15 protein-coding genes are annotated in these 16,301 nt (G+C 40.6%); 12 read left to right on the top strand and 3 right to left on the bottom strand.

Going from position 1 to position 16,301, the window contains the following annotated elements; genetic code table 11:
- Positions 1-19: 19 nt before the first annotated feature.
- From RIC88_RS12950 to RIC88_RS12940, 3 genes are all read right to left on the bottom strand, one after another.
- Positions 20-1,390, bottom strand: a complete 1,371-nt coding sequence (locus tag RIC88_RS12950) for a HAMP domain-containing sensor histidine kinase (RefSeq protein ID WP_350217967.1) — start codon at positions 1,388-1,390, stop codon at positions 20-22.
- A 12-nt stretch (positions 1,391-1,402) separates the two neighbouring features.
- Positions 1,403-2,098 (bottom strand): response regulator transcription factor, encoded by a 696-nt coding sequence (locus RIC88_RS12945; RefSeq protein ID WP_350217966.1) that lies wholly within the window; start codon positions 2,096-2,098, stop codon positions 1,403-1,405.
- Positions 2,099-2,579: 481 nt separating this feature from the next.
- Positions 2,580-2,960 carry a RidA family protein gene (locus tag RIC88_RS12940; RefSeq protein WP_502880005.1) on the bottom strand — a complete coding sequence of 127 codons (381 nt, stop codon included), beginning with the start codon at positions 2,958-2,960 and terminating at the stop codon, positions 2,580-2,582.
- A 159-nt stretch (positions 2,961-3,119) separates the two neighbouring features.
- Here RIC88_RS12940 and RIC88_RS12935 point away from each other — a divergent pair, with 159 nt between their 5' ends.
- The 12 genes from RIC88_RS12935 (at position 3,120) to RIC88_RS12880 (ending at position 16,278) form a co-directional block, all read left to right on the top strand.
- Positions 3,120-3,536 (top strand): HYC_CC_PP family protein, encoded by a 417-nt coding sequence (locus RIC88_RS12935; protein ID WP_350217965.1) that lies wholly within the window; start codon positions 3,120-3,122, stop codon positions 3,534-3,536.
- Positions 3,537-3,758: 222 nt separating this feature from the next.
- Entirely contained in the window at positions 3,759-4,262 is a 504-nt protein-coding gene (locus tag RIC88_RS12930) for a YybH family protein (RefSeq protein WP_350217964.1), read from the top strand.
- A 21-nt stretch (positions 4,263-4,283) separates the two neighbouring features.
- On the top strand, positions 4,284-6,659 hold the full coding sequence (locus RIC88_RS12925; protein ID WP_350217963.1) for a multicopper oxidase domain-containing protein: 2,376 nt from the start codon (positions 4,284-4,286) through the stop codon (positions 6,657-6,659).
- Positions 6,660-6,671: 12 nt separating this feature from the next.
- Positions 6,672-7,232, top strand: coding sequence for an AraC family transcriptional regulator (locus tag RIC88_RS12920; protein WP_350217962.1), 561 nt, complete (start codon positions 6,672-6,674; stop codon positions 7,230-7,232).
- Positions 7,233-7,303: 71 nt separating this feature from the next.
- Positions 7,304-9,793 (top strand): heavy metal translocating P-type ATPase, encoded by a 2,490-nt coding sequence (locus tag RIC88_RS12915; protein WP_350217961.1) that lies wholly within the window; start codon positions 7,304-7,306, stop codon positions 9,791-9,793.
- Between the two features lie 76 nt (positions 9,794-9,869).
- Positions 9,870-10,547 carry a DUF6503 family protein gene (locus tag RIC88_RS12910; RefSeq protein ID WP_350217960.1) on the top strand — a complete coding sequence of 226 codons (678 nt, stop codon included), beginning with the start codon at positions 9,870-9,872 and terminating at the stop codon, positions 10,545-10,547.
- A 198-nt stretch (positions 10,548-10,745) separates the two neighbouring features.
- Positions 10,746-13,142, top strand: a complete 2,397-nt coding sequence (locus RIC88_RS12905) for a TonB-dependent receptor domain-containing protein (protein WP_350217959.1) — start codon at positions 10,746-10,748, stop codon at positions 13,140-13,142.
- A gap of 179 nt (positions 13,143-13,321) precedes the next feature.
- Positions 13,322-13,753: a hypothetical protein gene (locus RIC88_RS12900; RefSeq protein WP_350217958.1), complete on the top strand. Its 432-nt coding sequence runs from the start codon at positions 13,322-13,324 to the stop codon at positions 13,751-13,753.
- 152 nt (positions 13,754-13,905) lie between these two features.
- Positions 13,906-14,424, top strand: a complete 519-nt coding sequence (locus RIC88_RS12895) for a DUF3347 domain-containing protein (protein WP_350217957.1) — start codon at positions 13,906-13,908, stop codon at positions 14,422-14,424.
- A gap of 1 nt (position 14,425) precedes the next feature.
- Positions 14,426-14,881, top strand: coding sequence for a DUF2231 domain-containing protein (locus RIC88_RS12890; protein WP_350217956.1), 456 nt, complete (start codon positions 14,426-14,428; stop codon positions 14,879-14,881).
- 28 nt (positions 14,882-14,909) lie between these two features.
- Positions 14,910-15,686 (top strand): hypothetical protein, encoded by a 777-nt coding sequence (locus RIC88_RS12885; RefSeq protein WP_350217955.1) that lies wholly within the window; start codon positions 14,910-14,912, stop codon positions 15,684-15,686.
- A gap of 85 nt (positions 15,687-15,771) precedes the next feature.
- Positions 15,772-16,278 (top strand): nuclear transport factor 2 family protein, encoded by a 507-nt coding sequence (locus RIC88_RS12880; RefSeq protein ID WP_350217954.1) that lies wholly within the window; start codon positions 15,772-15,774, stop codon positions 16,276-16,278.
- Positions 16,279-16,301: the final 23 nt, after the last annotated feature.

The raw sequence follows: 16,301 nt of genomic DNA, 5'->3' as shown, positions 1-16,301 counted from the left end.
GCAACAAGCCGGTCTTTTTTTATTCAATGCAATTGAGCCGTATAAAAATGCTTGTTCCTTTATCAACTTCGGAATAGATATTTAGTGTCCCCTGGTGAATCTTTATAATTTTCTGAGCTAATGATAGCCCCACACCAAATCCCTTGATTCCTCTAGCATTTTCTGATCGATATAATGGTTCAAATACTTTTGCCAGGTCTTTCTTGGGTATGCCTATTCCTTGATCTTCGATTGTAATTTCAACTTGACTTGATGCAACAGAAATTTTAACATTTACTTTCTTGTTGTCAGAAAACTTACAGGCATTATCCATTATGTTAACGAAGGCTACAAGAAGTAAACTTTGATTCCCATGAATAATTAAAGATTTTTGGTCATCAGGTAAATATTGTAAATCAAGTTTAACATTGTTTTCAGGGTTAACTTCATCAATTTTATCCTTGGCCAGAAAAACTAGTTCATCCACTCTTAGTGTATCAACCAATAGACCTTGCTCCTCATGACCAGCTTGGGCTAATTCCAATAAATTATTAATCAGCAAATCAAGACGTTTTGCTTCCTTTTCAATGCTCTGAATTGACACCTGGTAGTCATTTGCAGTTCTGTCCTTGTTTAAAACAAATTCAGTTTCTCCAAGAATTGTAGCCAAAGGGTTCTTTAACTCATGAGAAGCGTTATTGATAAAAGTTATCTGAAGATCAAATATGGTCTCAAGCCGATCTAATAAGTCATTGAATGTGTTTGATAATTCTGCCAATTCATCTTTATTGTTTTTGGTATGTAATCGTAGATGAAGGTTTCTGCCTGTAATTTCTTTTACTTGATTGGTGATTTCAGCAATAGGTTTTAAAACCTTGCCAGCATAATATCTCCCGATTATAAATAGGGCGACCAAACTCGATAGGAGGGCCATAATAAGAATTGCCTGAAGGTTATTCATTTTGGCTTTGCCAAAAACATTGTCAGCTGATGCAATGACAACAAAATCCCCCTCATTGTCAGAATAAATAATACCAGTAAAATAAGTATTACCACTTTTGAAGAAAGCAATTTTTTGATTTGAAAGTTTATCCTTAAATGTAGAGGGAAAGCCGATACTGAGTTCATTTGGTATGACCGGATTGTTTATATCTTCGATTCTGTAAACAGCTTCCTTTTCGTTCGGTAGAATCTGAACATGCTTTTTCCTTATTTCATCATAGAGTTGTGTACTTAATTCGTCTTTCTCCAGTCGGATTTGGGCAACAATATTTGCGCGTTCTGTAAGCCTGTCGAAAAATTCTGTGTCGGTATAGTCGTAAGAAAACAAGTAGATGATCACAAACACAACAGACATCAATGAACCTGTTAGCGTAATAAAGATCAATGTGATTTTGTTTCGAATGTTCACTACTCGAAAATTTTAAATTGTCTCGCTTCGCATGATGTAGCCCATGCCTATAGCAGTATGAATAAGTTTGGACTTAAATCCCTTTTCAATTTTGTTTCGGAGATAATTGATATAAACATCAACTACATTCGTTCCCATATCAAAGTTGATATCCCAAACACTGTCCAGAATATCTACTCTTGACAGAATTCTGCCTTGATTTTTCATAAGATATTCTAACAGGCGGTATTCAGTTGAAGTTAGCTTGATCTCTTTATCATCTCTGATAACGATCTTTGACGTTCTATCCAACTTTAGGTCCTCTATTTCCAAAACATCACTAATACTTGAGTTTTCGGTTTTATTACTTCTTCTTAGAAGTGCCCTTAGACGTGCGTTAAGCTCCTTTAATTTAAATGGCTTAGGAAGATAATCATCAGCACCGCTATCCAATCCTGTAATTATATTCTCCGTACTGTTTAATGCAGTAAGCATGAGTATTGGAGCATTGGTCAACGAAGAAGACCGTATTTTCTTACAAATCTCAATTCCATTCATCCCAGGTAAAATGAGGTCAAGTATGATGAGGTCGAACTGATTGCCAGATAATAGCTGTATAGCAAGATGTCCATCATACGCTACATGAACTTGATAAGACTCCTCTTCAAGGCCCTTTTTGATGAATGCTGCTACACCAGGTTCATCTTCCACTAAAAGAACTTTTGTCATGTTGTCTCTATACTAATGTATTGTAAGATGAAGCTTAAAAGTAGATTGAGCAACATCATGAACAAAAGCAGTACTGATTTTCTACTTAACTTCATTTGAGCGAAAAGTATCACTAAATGTCCTTTATAAGAAATATTGGGGATTAGAATGAGATTAGAAATTCAAGCTCCGGATCAATTATCTCGTGGATTTAATACTAATAATATAATGAGCCGGGAACCTAGCTAATATCAACTTCCTTTAACCTTTAAGAGGTTTTTTTGTGTCTTCTTAAGAATCCAAAAAGATAGTAGAACAATAAAAAAGGTCAATAAACCGTGTTAAAGACCTTTTTCCATATGTTGATGAAAAGTTCAAATTTTGACCTCATGTGTGTGTGTGGCATCAATCAAAAAAGTTTGAACAAGTGATCAAAAAAGTTTGAACATTCTCTACCCACTTTGACCAAAAAAGTTTGAACAAGTTATTATCTGTGTATTCTCTAGGAGAATTGGGCAATACAACTTATTTCAACATTGACTCCTTTCGGTAAACGACTTACTTCTACCGTCTCTCGTGCAGGTGGGTTTTCTTGAAAGTATTTACCGTACACTTCATTGATGCGGGCGAAATTACCCATGTCTGAAACAAAAATGGAACACTTCAAGACATGCTTAAAGGTAAGTCCTGCTTCTTCGAGGATGTATCCGAGGTTTTTCATTACCTGCTCGGTTTCATCTTCAATGGAGGTTTCAATTAGCTGACCACTATTTTGGTCTATTGGGATTTGTCCGGAAACATATAATGTGTTGCCAGCTTTTATAGCTTGTGAGTATGGACCAATTGGGGCCGGGGCTTTGGGTGAGTTGATGATTTTTTTCATTATTAGAATGATTCGTTTAATTTGATAAACTTACTATGAAGTTGCGAAAACCAACTTGATAGTAATAAGATTATTCTATTGGGAGTTTTAGTGGAATTATATAACTCTCTTCAATAATTCTGTAAATCCTTCATTTTCAGTTTTCGTATATTTGTTAGCTTGAAAAAGGTTATATCCATATCGCTTGCACTCCTGATGCTTACAAGTCATCTGGGTTTTGCCGTTGGAACTCACTTCTGTGGAGGACTTGCTGTAGAAGCCAAATTGATGATGGGACATGAGCACCTGGATTGTGGGATGGTCGATATGGATAAAGAATGTGAGGGCAAATCTAACAGAAAGACCTACCTAGATAAATTCTCTTGTTGCGAGAATGAATACCTCAGCATAGAAGTAGAGAATAAGTTTAAACCAATTGTAGAGCAAAATGCTCTGAACTTCGAGTTTGTTGCTGCATTTGCTGTCTCATACCTTGATGTCTTTTCAGTAGACGAGGTAAATCTACAACACACAAACTACGATCCACCTCAGGTAGCGGAGGACATATCGATCCTTCAACAGGTCTTCATCATATAATACACATAATATACCCTACAAAATTGTCAGTTGGGTTTATGAGCGCCCTTTTATGCTTCATTAGCAGCTTCATAGAACTCAATTCTAATGTAGGGCTCTACGAATCAGTCACAGATTCTTGGAAAAACTCAATCTATTTTATCCAAAAGCTGATTTAAGTTTTAGGGCTAAAGAGTCATTGACAGTAACACTAAACACCCAATAATTAAAACAACCAACATCATGAAGAATTTATTATATCTACTTACGACACTAATTTTTGTATCATCCTGTGTCACCCCATCCTCGAATGAAAATCAAGAAAATGAGTCAACTCAGGAAGAGGTGGTTGATTTAACCGCTGAAGAAAATGCGGTAAAAAAGGTAATGAAGACATACAAAGAGACGCTCGAAAGTCTGGATGTGACAGAGTCCTACGCCCTATTTACAGAAGATTCTCAAGTTTTAGAGCAGGGCAAAATTGAAGGAACATATCGAGACTATATCGCCAATCACATTGGGCCTGAACTTGGTCATTTTGAGTCATTCACTTTTAGTGAGTATGAAATATCGGTAGTGTTGGATATGCCTTATGCCTTCACGACTGAGTCCTATATCTACAACATTGTCTTGAAGGAAGATAGCCGCAAGGTGGAACGAAAAGCGACAGCTACATCCATTTTGAAAAAAATTGACGATGAATGGAAAATTATCAAAACTCATAGCTCATCAAGAGCTGTGAAATAATTAACGAAAAAATAAAATATTATGAAAAACAATAAAATCGTATTTCTAATATCCGTTCTGTTGACAAGTGTGTTTTCAGTGCAGGCTCAAAACCTTACAGAAAAGTCAGCTGAAGGAAACGTGGACAATCTCCCGGTCAGAGAATACACGATCACACTTAAACAGGAAATGGTGAACAAGGCCGGCAAAGAGGTGAAAGGGATGACGATAAATGGTAGCATCCCCGGTCCTACTCTTAGGTTCACTGAAGGAGAATATGCGGTCATTTATGTAAAAAACGAAATGGACGTGGAAACCTCGGTTCACTGGCATGGGTTGCTTTTACCTAATTTTTATGATGGAGTACCCTATTTGACCACTCCACCCATCGAACCGGGCCATACCCAAAAATATGAATTCCCTCTAAAGCAATCCGGTACCTACTGGTATCATTCTCACACCATGCTTCAGGAACAAAGTGGAGTTTACGGCTCTATTGTCATTGAACCAAAGGAAGAGACGATTGAATATGATAAAGAGTTGGTGATGGTGCTTTCAGACTGGACCAATGAAAATCCAATGAGCGTTCTTCGTTTTCTAAAAAGAGGGACGGAATGGTATAACTGGCGAAAAGGAACAGCCACACCACTGAACCAGGTGATTGCTCGAGGAGCACTGGGAGCACAGCTTAATTTTTGGAGGCAGAGAATGGAAAGTGCCGATATAGCAGATATTTATTACCCGGCATTTTTGGTGAATGGCGAGCAAAAGCAAGATTACCCTGATTTCAAACCAGGTGAAAAAGTAAGGTTGCGGATTATCAATGGCGCAGCTTCAACGCAGTTTTGGATGACCTTTGGTGGTGGAGAACCTACCATTGTTTCTGCAGATGGTCTGAATGTGGAGCCTGTTGCCCACAACAAGACCTTTATCGCTATAGCCGAAACGTATGATTTTATTGTGACTATTCCAGAAGGAGGCAAAATGGAGTTTAAAATCACTGCACAAGATGGGTCCGGTACCGCCTCTGCCTTTCTTGGGCAAGGTGATATGCTGCCAGCACCTTCAGTACCCCGACCAGACAAGATTGGCATGATGATGAAAATGTCCAAGATGGACATGCGTATGGGAGCACCAGCCCTGAAATTCCGTCCAAAACAAGACGATCCCGAAAAAATGATGCAAAACTGGGGAATGCAGATGAAGGATGGAATGAGCGGCATGAACATGGACAACACGAAAAATGACATGTCAATGCATCAGGGGATGGATATGAAAAAGGACGATCCTGAAGAAACTAAAATGAGCGGAATGGGTGATGATAAAATGATGCAAACTTCACAACCGTCGACCGATATGGAATCTGCAGGAATGGGTGGAATGAATATGCCTGATGGCAAGGGTGGCCTGTTTTCTGAGTATAACTATGATTACCTCAAGTCCCCAGATAAGACAACCTACTCGGAGGATGTTCCCGTAAAAGAAATTCTCTTAAACCTGACAGGTAACATGAGCCGGTACATCTGGAGTATGAATGGCATACCACTTTCTGAAACCGACAAGATTAAGATCAATGAAGGAGAAGTAACAAGGATCACTTTCAACAATCTTACCATGATGCACCACCCAATGCACTTACATGGACACTTTTTTAGAGTAATCAATGAGAACGGGGAGTATTCTCCCTTAAAGCATACGGTCAATGTGCCACCGATGCAAAAGGTAACGATTGAGTTTTATGGAAATGAATATGGTGACTGGTTCTTCCATTGTCACATCCTTTATCACATGATGGGTGGAATGGCGCGTGTTATAAGTTATGACACACCGAGAGATCCGCGAATGGAGCCCTACCCTGTGTCCAAGCTTGTGCACGAAACCAATCAGTTTTATATCTGGGGCATGGCAGATATTGCTTCTCACACAGGTGCGCTAAATGTAGTTTCATCCAACATCCGTAACCAGTTCAATCTTGCGGTAGAGTATGGCTGGAATGAAAATATTGAAACTGAGTTTTCTTATGAATATTATCTCTACGATTATGTGCGTGTCTTTGGGGGTGTAAATGTTGAAAATACGACACGCAATAGTCTGGATAGTATAAAAACCACAGCAGTGGCAGGTATCCGATGGTTCACACCATACATGTTTAATGTGGACGTGCGGATTGATAACGAACTGAGACCAAGGGTAGGTATTGGCAGATCATTAATGCTTTTTCCAAAATTCTCCGTCTTTGGATATTATGAATATCAGCTGGATGCCGGATTGGTAAATAAACTGGAAAACAATGTGGACTTTACGAAAGAAATTGTGTGGAGCGCTGGTGCTGAGTATCTTCTGTCCAGAAACTTTTCACTGATGGGGAGTTATGATAACCGCTTTGGCGGTGGGGGTGGATTGTCAGTGAGGTTTTAAAGAAAACATGTCATGACTACCCTCCACATCAAAAACATGGTTTGTGATCGCTGCAAGAAAGTGATCAAGGACGAGTTGACCACCCTCGGTGTGGAGGTGCATTCCATTGAATTAGGAGTGCTCGAGATTGATCCAAAATCAGTTGATCTTGAATCCATCGCCGGTACCATTGAAGCACATGGTTTTGAATTAATAGAAAGTAAGGAAGAAATCACTGTCGAGCGAATAAAGGTGTTTCTCATTTCCATGATTGACCAGCTTCCTATTCAGCGAAAGAACAAGCTATCGACCATGATTTCTGATGAATTGGGAAGGGATTATTCATCGCTAAGCAAAGTCTTCTCTCAAAGGGAACACATTACTATTGAGAAGTATTTCCTAAGATTGAAACTCGAGAAGGTCAAAGAGCTGATTCAGGATGGTTCCCATTCCTTTTCTCAAATTGCTTCCATACTTGATTATTCCAGCATCAATCATTTATCCGGGCAGTTCAAACAAGAAACAGGCCTTAGCATGTCAGAGTACAAGACCATGTTTCAATCGGATAGAAAACCGCTTGACAAGATTGTGTAAATCAAATCCATGATTATGAAATCGATTCAGTTTTGCACCTCCGAACTTTGTTTTACTAACTTTTTAATGAAATGAAACACACATATCAAATTTCCGGAATGACCTGCAATGGTTGCAAGAGTCATGTAGAGAAAACGCTCAAAGCAGTTGAGGGTATCTCTGATGTTTCTGTTGATTTAGCAAATAAGGAAGCGGTTGTTCAAATGGAGTCTCATATTCCAATTGAAACACTTAAAGAAGCCTTGCAAAAAGACGGAGATCGCTATGACATTCACCTTCCAGGGTCTCACGAGCATCATCATCATCCCATGCCAGAAATTAATAAAAAGAAGGACACTGGAGGATCTGGCAAATACTATTGTCCCATGCTATGCGAAGGAGATAAGAAATATGAAAAGCCAGGCGATTGTCCTAAATGTGGAATGGATTTAGAAAAGGAAGAAAGTTCGAAAACCATTTACACCTGCCCGATGCACCCTGAAGTAGAGCAGGATCATCCGGGATCATGTCCGAAATGTGGAATGGACTTGGAACCGAAAAAAGCTTCTGCCGATGATGGTTCGGAGGAACAAAAAGCATACAAGAAAATGCTGAACAAGTTCTGGATTTCGGTGGCATTCACACTCCCCGTCTTCTTCATTGCCATGAGTGAGATGATAGGTGTTTCTTTATCTGGGATCGCAAGCGAAAAGACCTGGGGTTGGGTGCAGTTTGCATTGAGTACACCAGTCATCTTTTACTCGTGTTGGAATTTCTTTGTGAGAGGGTACAAATCCATCATCAATCGCTCGCCAAACATGTGGACTCTCATCACATTGGGAGCTGGAGCTGCATACCTGTTTAGCATTTTTGCCTTGCTGTTTCCTGACATTTTTCCTGATCAATTCAAATCTACGGGAGGAGCGGTTCACTTATATTTTGAAGCTGCAGTTGTCATTCTTACCCTGATTCTACTAGGACAATTATTGGAAGCAAAAGCAAGAAGTCAAACCAATTCTGCCATCAAGGAGCTTCTCAACCTGGTACCACCTGAAGCAACGGTAATTAGAGATGGCGAAGAGATGACAATTCCATTAGAGCATGTGAAGCTGGATGACATTATTAAGATTAAACCAGGTGAAAAGATTCCGGTAGATGGAGAGATAACTGAAGGAAAAAGTAGTATCGATGAATCGATGATCACTGGTGAGCCTGTTCCCGTTGAGAAATCGGAAGGAGATAATGTGATAGGGGGAACGATCAATGGTACCAACTCTTTTCAAATGAAAGCACAAAAGGTTGGAAGCGACACCTTGCTTTCTCAGATCATTGAGATGGTCAATAAAGCCAGCCGAACGAAAGCGCCCATTCAGAATCTGGCTGACAAAGTGTCCAGCTATTTTGTGCCCATCGTTGTTTCGATTGCCATCATTGCTTTTGCCGTTTGGGCGATTTGGGGGCCTGATCCTAAGTTAGTTTATGCCTTTACCAGTGCCGTGACCGTGCTAATCATTGCTTGCCCTTGTGCCTTAGGCTTGGCAACTCCCATGTCCATCATGGTGGGAACCGGAAAGGGTGCGAAACAGGGGATTTTGGTAAAGGATGCTAGAGCCATAGAGGAAATGCACAAGGTGACCACATTGGTGATTGATAAAACCGGAACCATCACACAAGGGAGACCATCACTGCAGGATGTCAAGTCCATTAATGAAAAATACAGTGCAGAAACCATTCTTAAAAATGTTGCTTCACTCGAATCAAGTAGTGAACATCCATTGGCACATGCCATTGTCGAGGGAGCTGAAAATAAAGGACTGAAACCTCAGAAGGTTGACGATTTTAACTCCATTACTGGAAAAGGAATAACCGGCAAAGTGGATGGGCTCCAAATAGCCATTGGCAACAAAAAGCTCCTCGAGGAATTTGATTTAACACTGGATCAGGAGCATGACGAAGATGTGAAGCAAAGACAGCTGGAAGGACAAACTGTCATGTTTGTAGTAATTGATAAGGAAGTGGCAGGGTTCATCAGCGTAGCTGACCCAATCAAAGAATCATCAGCTGATGCCATTAAGCATTTGCAAGACCAAGGCCTGGAGGTGATTATGCTCACTGGTGACAATAAGAATACAGCCAAAGCGGTTGCAGATAAGCTTGGATTAGATGGATACGAAGCAGATCTCTTACCGGAAAACAAATACGAGAAAGTCAAAGCGCTACAGGAAGAGGGAAAAATTGTAGCCATGGCCGGAGATGGAATCAATGATGCCCCGGCACTTGCTCAGGCCAATGTAGGAATTGCTATGGGTACAGGTACGGATGTAGCTATTGAGAGTGCCAGCCTAACATTAGTAAAGGGGGAGTTGGATGGAATCGTGAGAGCTCGGAAGTTGAGCACAGATGTCATGAGAAACATCAAGCAGAATCTGTTCTTTGCTTTCGTTTACAATATGCTAGGTGTGCCAATAGCCGCAGGAGTGCTTTTTCCTGTATTTGGTCTTTTGTTGAGTCCGATGCTTGCCGCATTGGCCATGAGTCTCAGCTCCGTTTCAGTAATAGGTAACAGTTTAAGATTAAGATAGAAATGAAAAGAAAGTTGTTTGTATTAGTGTTTGTAGGAATTATTGGCTGTGCCGAACCTACCCAACTCCGCAAGAAGTGGTAGATCAGACCATCGCCTTTTCGGGAACTGAGAAATTAAGAAACGGCTCGGCAACATTCGACTTTCGCAATATTAGCTATGAGTATTGGCGTGAGAAATGGGCATATAAGTATGTGCGAATTCAAACAGATACAGCAGCTAATGAGATCAAAGATGTGTTAAGCAATGATGGATTGGTTCGATTCATTAATGGTGAGCAAACATTAATAACGGAGGAACGCCGAGCTGCATATACCAGTTCAGTGAATTCTGTTATGTACTTTGCATTTCTCCCGCTTTGGCTCAATGACCCTGCCGTCAATAAATCGTATGGTGGCATCACTGAGATTGAGGGTAAGAAATACCATAAAATCAAAATCACGTTTGCTGAAGAAGGAGGAGGGGAAGATTTCGAGGACGTTTTTTATTATTGGTTTGATATAGAAGATTACAGCATGGATTATCTGGCGTACAGCTACGTTGAAAAAGAAGGAACCGGAGTGCGGTTCAGAAAGGCTTATAATGCCAGACGTGTAAATGGTGTTATGATTCAGGATTATGTCAATATGAAACCAAAATCTAAAGAGCTGAAACTGGAAGAGATAGATGAAGCATTCATAAATGGAGATTTGGAACAACTTTCCCTTATTGAGTTGAAAGATGTGGATATAAACATAAATAACAAGGAAAAGTGAAATAGTTGTGGCAAATCTTCCGGTAGTTAACTGGGACTTAATACCCATTTCCCTCACTAGTAATAATGAAATCGGAGGATTCAAAATTCACTAGCAATGGCTATTGTATGGTAATTACTAAAGTCTGTACTTTGCATTATTTAGAATGATTATAAATAACAATTCAAACCAATGCGAGGCATATATACATTCTTATTAATGATAATATCAGTCTACTCTTTTGCTCAAACCAAAACAATCGAAGGTAGAGTTTCTGAAAAGGGAACAAGCAAAGGCATTCCTCATGCAAATGTAAGTGTTGAAAATACCCAAATAGGTACCAGGACTGATGGACAGGGGTATTTCAAAATCGAATATGCTCCGGCCACTTCTGAGGAAATTACTATTTCCTGCATAGGCTTTAATTCGCTGACGATAGCTATTGATAAAGTTGGTACAGGTGATAACATAGAACTAGAGGAAAACATACTCGTCTTGCCTCAATTAGTCATAGAAAGCCAAAGCCTCACGCTCGGGAGAGTTGGGTTAAAGGAAATCCCTGGATCAGTACAATACATTTCTGCTGTAGAGCTGAAAAACTATAACTACACCAACGTGAATGACATCATGAAAATGGTACCAGGTGTAAACATCCAGGAAGAAGATGGTTTTGGCCTAAGACCTAACATAGGTCTTAGGGGCTCCAGCCTGGAAAGAAGTGCTCGCATTACCATTATGGAAGATGGCATATTGGCTGCACCGGCACCTTACTCATCACCCTCTGCCTATTATTTTCCCACTATGGGCCGTATGAATAGTGTGGAAGTGCTCAAAGGCGCCAGCCAGATCCGGTTTGGCCCGTTTACAACAGGTGGGGCCATCAACTTCATGTCCACCCCCATCCCAAATCGGTTTGCAAGCAAATTTCAATTGACAAGTGGGAGCTATGGATTCAAAAACTTACACGCTTACGTAGGTACCAAATCAGAGCAGGTAGGCTTTCTTGTCGAGACTTTTCAATACGGGGCAGATGGGTTTAAGGAACTTAATAATGGAGATGATACCGGGTTCGATAAGAAAGACTATCAAATAAAGGTAGGGGTTAATACCAAAGCAGATGCTAAGGTGTATCAGTCTTTGAATATGACCGTGGGCCAAACATTTGAAGACGCCAACGAAACCTACCTGGGGTTAACTGCATCAGACTTTGATGACAATCCGTATCAGCGATATGCGGCCTCACAGTTGGACAATATGGATGCTGAGCAGTCCAGGTTTTCACTTCAGCATTACATAGAAATGCCCGGTGGTGTCAATATTGTCACCACTGCTTACAGAAATGATTTTGCAAGAAACTGGTACAAATTGCAGGGTATCGTTGATGGCCCGTCCCTCTCCTCAGTACTTGATAATCCGGAAACCTTCCCAGCCGCATACCAACTGCTAAGGGGTCAAAGTACATCTGATACAGCTAGTTTAAGCCTAAGGGCTAACAATCGTGAATACTATGCTCAGGGAGTTCAGTCAGTAGTGGATTATGAATTTGAAACCGGGAACGTTTCGCATGATATTCATGTAAGCGGTAGATGGCATGAGGACGAAGAGGACCGCTATCAATGGGAAGACCTTTATGCCATAAACGATGGCATGATGAAGCTAATACAGCCTGGAACACACGGTACACAAGCAAATAGAGTAGAATCTGCAAAAGCTTTTGCCGGCTATATACTCTATCAAATAGATGTTAACCGATGGAGTTTTGCCCCGGGTATCCGTTATGAGAATATAACTGTGAGCCGGAAAGACTATGGGAAAAATGATGTGGAGAGAACTGGTAGTGATCTACAGACAAGATCAAATAGCTTCAGTGTTTGGTTGCCTGGCGTAGGTGTAAATTATCAGTTATCCGACCAACTCAATTTGTTCAGTGGTGTGCACAGAGGGTTCGCTCCGGCGGGCAGTTCAGATGATACTGACCCGGAGTTGAGCACCAATTATGAACTGGGGATCAGGAAAACCAACAGTAAAGTGGAAGGATCGGCAGTGCTGTTTTACACAGATTACCAAAGCTTACTTGGCAGGGACATTGCTGCCGCAGGTGGCATAGGTTCAGGAGATGCGTTCAATGCTGGAACAGCTATAACAAAAGGTTTGGAGTTTCAAGTTGGGTTTGATGCAGCAAATGCAAGTAGCACTATTTCATTGCCGGTGATAGCTGCATATACGTATACGGATGCTTATTTTAGTAAGAGCTTTGAGTCTGAACTTGAACCCTGGGGAATGGTTAATAAAGGAGATCAGCTGCCCTATATTGCTAATCATCAGGTATATGTCAACGTGGGCATCCAGCATAAACGAGCATCCTTATTTTTTAATACCAAATATCAAGGTGAGATTGGTACTGTTCCGGGTGCTGAGGACACAGTTCCCGGTGAGCGTATAGACGGGTTCATGGTTTTTGATCTTTCAGCCAATGTTATTATCAATAAATTTCTTTCAGCCAATCTTTCGGTAAGCAATGTTTTTGATAATAAATATGCAGTGGCTGCCCGTCCTGCCGGCCTTAGGCCCGGAGCTCCAAGAATGATCAATTTTGGTGTGAGGGCAGACTTTTAGTCATCAGTTTGAGAGAGGTTTTCCGTGTCACTGATCTTTATGAAAACTTTTAATAGGCTTTATTTTTTTCACCAGTGTTCTCAAGTATTCTGTAAAGAATCCGTTGTTTTTTCAAAACAAGAAGGGTTTTGAATATTGAGTGATCCTACTTACCTTTAATAAGTAGAATTAAATCCAGAGTGGGAACTTTAAAAAACCGTATTTTCTCCTTTTCCCTGCTTAGTACCTATTTGGGTACCTTTCTGGTTTATTTTGTCTGTAATCTGGGTGATGTCGCAGGGTTTGAACGCAATTACACTCAGGAAGAAAAGAGCCATTCAGAAGGCCACCATTCACATGCCCATGATCATGATGCACATAGCCATGACCATTCTGCATCAGAAGGAGAAGAATGCTGCGATGATTTCACCAGCAAATTGGTATATGATGCCAAAATTCTTGTTAAAGAATTACAAGTTTCGTTTTCCAATTTCCAACTCAATCAGGTTGAGCATTTTATTGCTCAATTTACAAATAGCTATAAAGAATTAACCACTCTATTATACGAAATAGATAGGCCGCCTCCCCGGCAGGCTTCTATCCTTATTTTATTCCAGGTCTTCCGGATATAATACGTTTATATAAGGTCACTTTTACGTGCAAGGTTTTAGTAATCCACAACTATAAGAACGTTGTGTATCATGTCTTTTTTAAAACGTTGGGACAAAAGGTAGACCTTTTCATATTTTCCCCTTAATCTTTTCAACCATAAAATAATATTCCAATGAAAAAATCAATTCTATTGGTCTTTCTGACAGTAAGCTGTTGGGGGACTTTTGCACAGCATAGCCATGGAAGCCATGGCAATGAAACTAAAAAAAATACAGACCAAATGGGCCCAATGTTTAAGAGCCAGGAGATGGGTGAAGCATACCTGAAGTATACAGCATTGAAAGACGCCCTTTTTGCGTCAGACGTTTTGAAATCAAATGATGCGGCAGCACAACTCGTCCTTGCCCTTCAAGAGGTGAAAAATGGCGACAAAGCATTCAGTGGAGCAAAAATGGTTTCAGAAGCCAAAAGCATTGAAGACAAGCGAAAGATGTTTGCCATGTTGAGTGCTGAAATGATCGAGTTGGTAAAAAACTCCAAATTAACCATGGGAGCTATTTACGTGGATTATTGCCCCATGGCCAATGACAATGCGGGTGCTTCATGGCTATCAAATGATGCTAAAATTGCAAATCCATACTTTGGTGATAAAATGCCATCATGTGGAAGTGTAAAAGAAACCATTGAATAAAATGGAAGCGCTTTTACCGGAATGGATGCCAAATATCCATCCATTGATTATTCACTTTCCTATTGCTCTATGGGCAGTTGCTTTACTGTTTGATGTGGTTTTTGTCATCAAAAAAAGCACCTGGACACGAAATGGAGCGATGAGTTTGTATGCTTTGGCTGCTGTCAGTGCTTTTGCTGCGTATCTCTCCGGGGACCAGGCCATCGATATGGTTTCCGTCCCATTTCAGGGAGAAGTCACAGCCAGCCAGCACTCAGATTGGGGGCATTACACGCTTTACTTTTTTGCAGGATATGCTGTTTTGCGATGGTTCCTCTATTGGAAAAGCCTGGATACCAAAAAATTGGTGGCGATTGGCCTGCTCATACTGGGAATGGTAGGAATGGGCATGGTGGCCAAAACAGCGGACCTTGGGGGAAAGCTGGTTTACAAATACGGCGTGGGAACAAAAAAATAATTATTGAACAATTCAAATAATATATAAAATGAAAGAACTGAAATCAACCATTTATTCCGCTATCCTCTTCATGCTAATGTTGGGTGTTGCGGCCTGCTCCGGTGGGAAAAAATCTGAAGAGGAAGAATCCGGACACGATCATTCTGAAATGACCGAAAGTGAGGATGGTCATGACCATGGTGAAGAATCCTCAGATGACCATGGTGAAGCATCAGGGGGTCATGATCATGGCAGTCATGGTGAGGCATCTATGGATGAAGGTGAAGGTAAAACATGGACACCATCCGGTAACGGCGAGGAGCTCATCCGATCTGACTTTCACTTCATAGCCGGGGCGATGGAAAATATAGCCCCTGAAGTAACAGAAGCTGCAAGCGACAATGTCTTGAAATTAACTGCAAACGGTACACCAGTGGCGTTTGTATTTCATCAGTCGTATGGAAATATCGGAATGGCTGTCAGTTTAAATGCCAGCTCCTTTCAGGGAACCTATAAACTGATACACCATGCCAGTAATGCCGACAATCATGAATTTGTGGCGGTAAATGGAAACAATATGAAGCTGGGAAGAATCGTGCAGGGAGATGAAATGGTTTTTGATGAGTCTGAATTCGAATCGGATGAGGATTGGATCAACCTTCGTGTGTCAGCTGCCGGTACCCACTATAAAGGATACATTGGAAATAAGACAGTAACTCATGGTCATGGGGACAAGATGAAAAATGGATACGTAGGTATCATGCTAGACGGAACAGGTAAAATCCTGATCAAATCAATAGAAACTGTACCCCTTGAAGACGAATGAGTTTTAAAATAATTATGAATTAACCTATGATTTGGGGAAGCTGTAGAAATGCAGTTTGCCCGAATCATATCAACCAAAAACAAACATGAAATTTCAAAAAAAAATAATACTACCTACAGTGCTTATTACATTCATTCTTTGCGCTTGCAATACTTCCACTGAACAGTACGGAAATGTAAACTTGTCGGAAGAAGAAACGAAGGTGAAAGAAGTAATAGCTACATACAAGAATGGTATAGAAGCACTAAGCGTGGAAGGTTTAAATGAACTCTTCCTGAAGGACTCTGAAGTATTTGAATCGGGTGGTGACGAGGGATCGTTTTCACACTATTTGGATCATCATCTGGCACCAGAGTTAGAAGCTTTTGAGTCATTTGATTTCAATGATCATAAAATCAAAGTGAAAATTGATATGCCGTATGCCTTTACTACGGAGACTTATACCTTCAAAATCGTGGTGAAATCGGATGAACCTGAGGGCCAGGTAATTGAGCGTAAAGGAGTAGCTACATCGGTTTTGAAGTTTGAAAACGACCAATGGAAAATCATGAAGACACACTCCTCTTCCCGGGGGATGAGTAGTTCACATTGATGAATCATTTGCATAAATAACCG

This window comes from Ekhidna sp. (assembly GCF_040220215.1).
In the GTDB taxonomy this organism is placed as follows: Bacteria; Bacteroidota; Bacteroidia; order Cytophagales; family Cyclobacteriaceae; genus Ekhidna.
Note: the sequence above shows the minus strand (reverse complement) of the source record. Positions and strands in the feature narration are given on the sequence as shown.

Coding starts and splice junctions, on each gene's coding strand:
- RIC88_RS12945 (WP_350217966.1), bottom strand. CDS start 2,098: ATGACAAAAGTTCTTTTAGTGGAAGATGAACCTGGTGTAGCAGCATTC.
- RIC88_RS12940 (WP_502880005.1), bottom strand. CDS start 2,960: ATGAAAAAAATCATCAACTCACCCAAAGCCCCGGCCCCAATTGGTCCA.
- RIC88_RS12930 (WP_350217964.1), top strand. CDS start 3,759: ATGAAGAATTTATTATATCTACTTACGACACTAATTTTTGTATCATCC.
- RIC88_RS12925 (WP_350217963.1), top strand. CDS start 4,284: ATGAAAAACAATAAAATCGTATTTCTAATATCCGTTCTGTTGACAAGT.
- RIC88_RS12920 (WP_350217962.1), top strand. CDS start 6,672: ATGACTACCCTCCACATCAAAAACATGGTTTGTGATCGCTGCAAGAAA.
- RIC88_RS12915 (WP_350217961.1), top strand. CDS start 7,304: ATGAAACACACATATCAAATTTCCGGAATGACCTGCAATGGTTGCAAG.
- RIC88_RS12905 (WP_350217959.1), top strand. CDS start 10,746: ATGATAATATCAGTCTACTCTTTTGCTCAAACCAAAACAATCGAAGGT.
- RIC88_RS12895 (WP_350217957.1), top strand. CDS start 13,906: ATGAAAAAATCAATTCTATTGGTCTTTCTGACAGTAAGCTGTTGGGGG.
- RIC88_RS12890 (WP_350217956.1), top strand. CDS start 14,426: ATGGAAGCGCTTTTACCGGAATGGATGCCAAATATCCATCCATTGATT.
- RIC88_RS12885 (WP_350217955.1), top strand. CDS start 14,910: ATGAAAGAACTGAAATCAACCATTTATTCCGCTATCCTCTTCATGCTA.
- RIC88_RS12880 (WP_350217954.1), top strand. CDS start 15,772: ATGAAATTTCAAAAAAAAATAATACTACCTACAGTGCTTATTACATTC.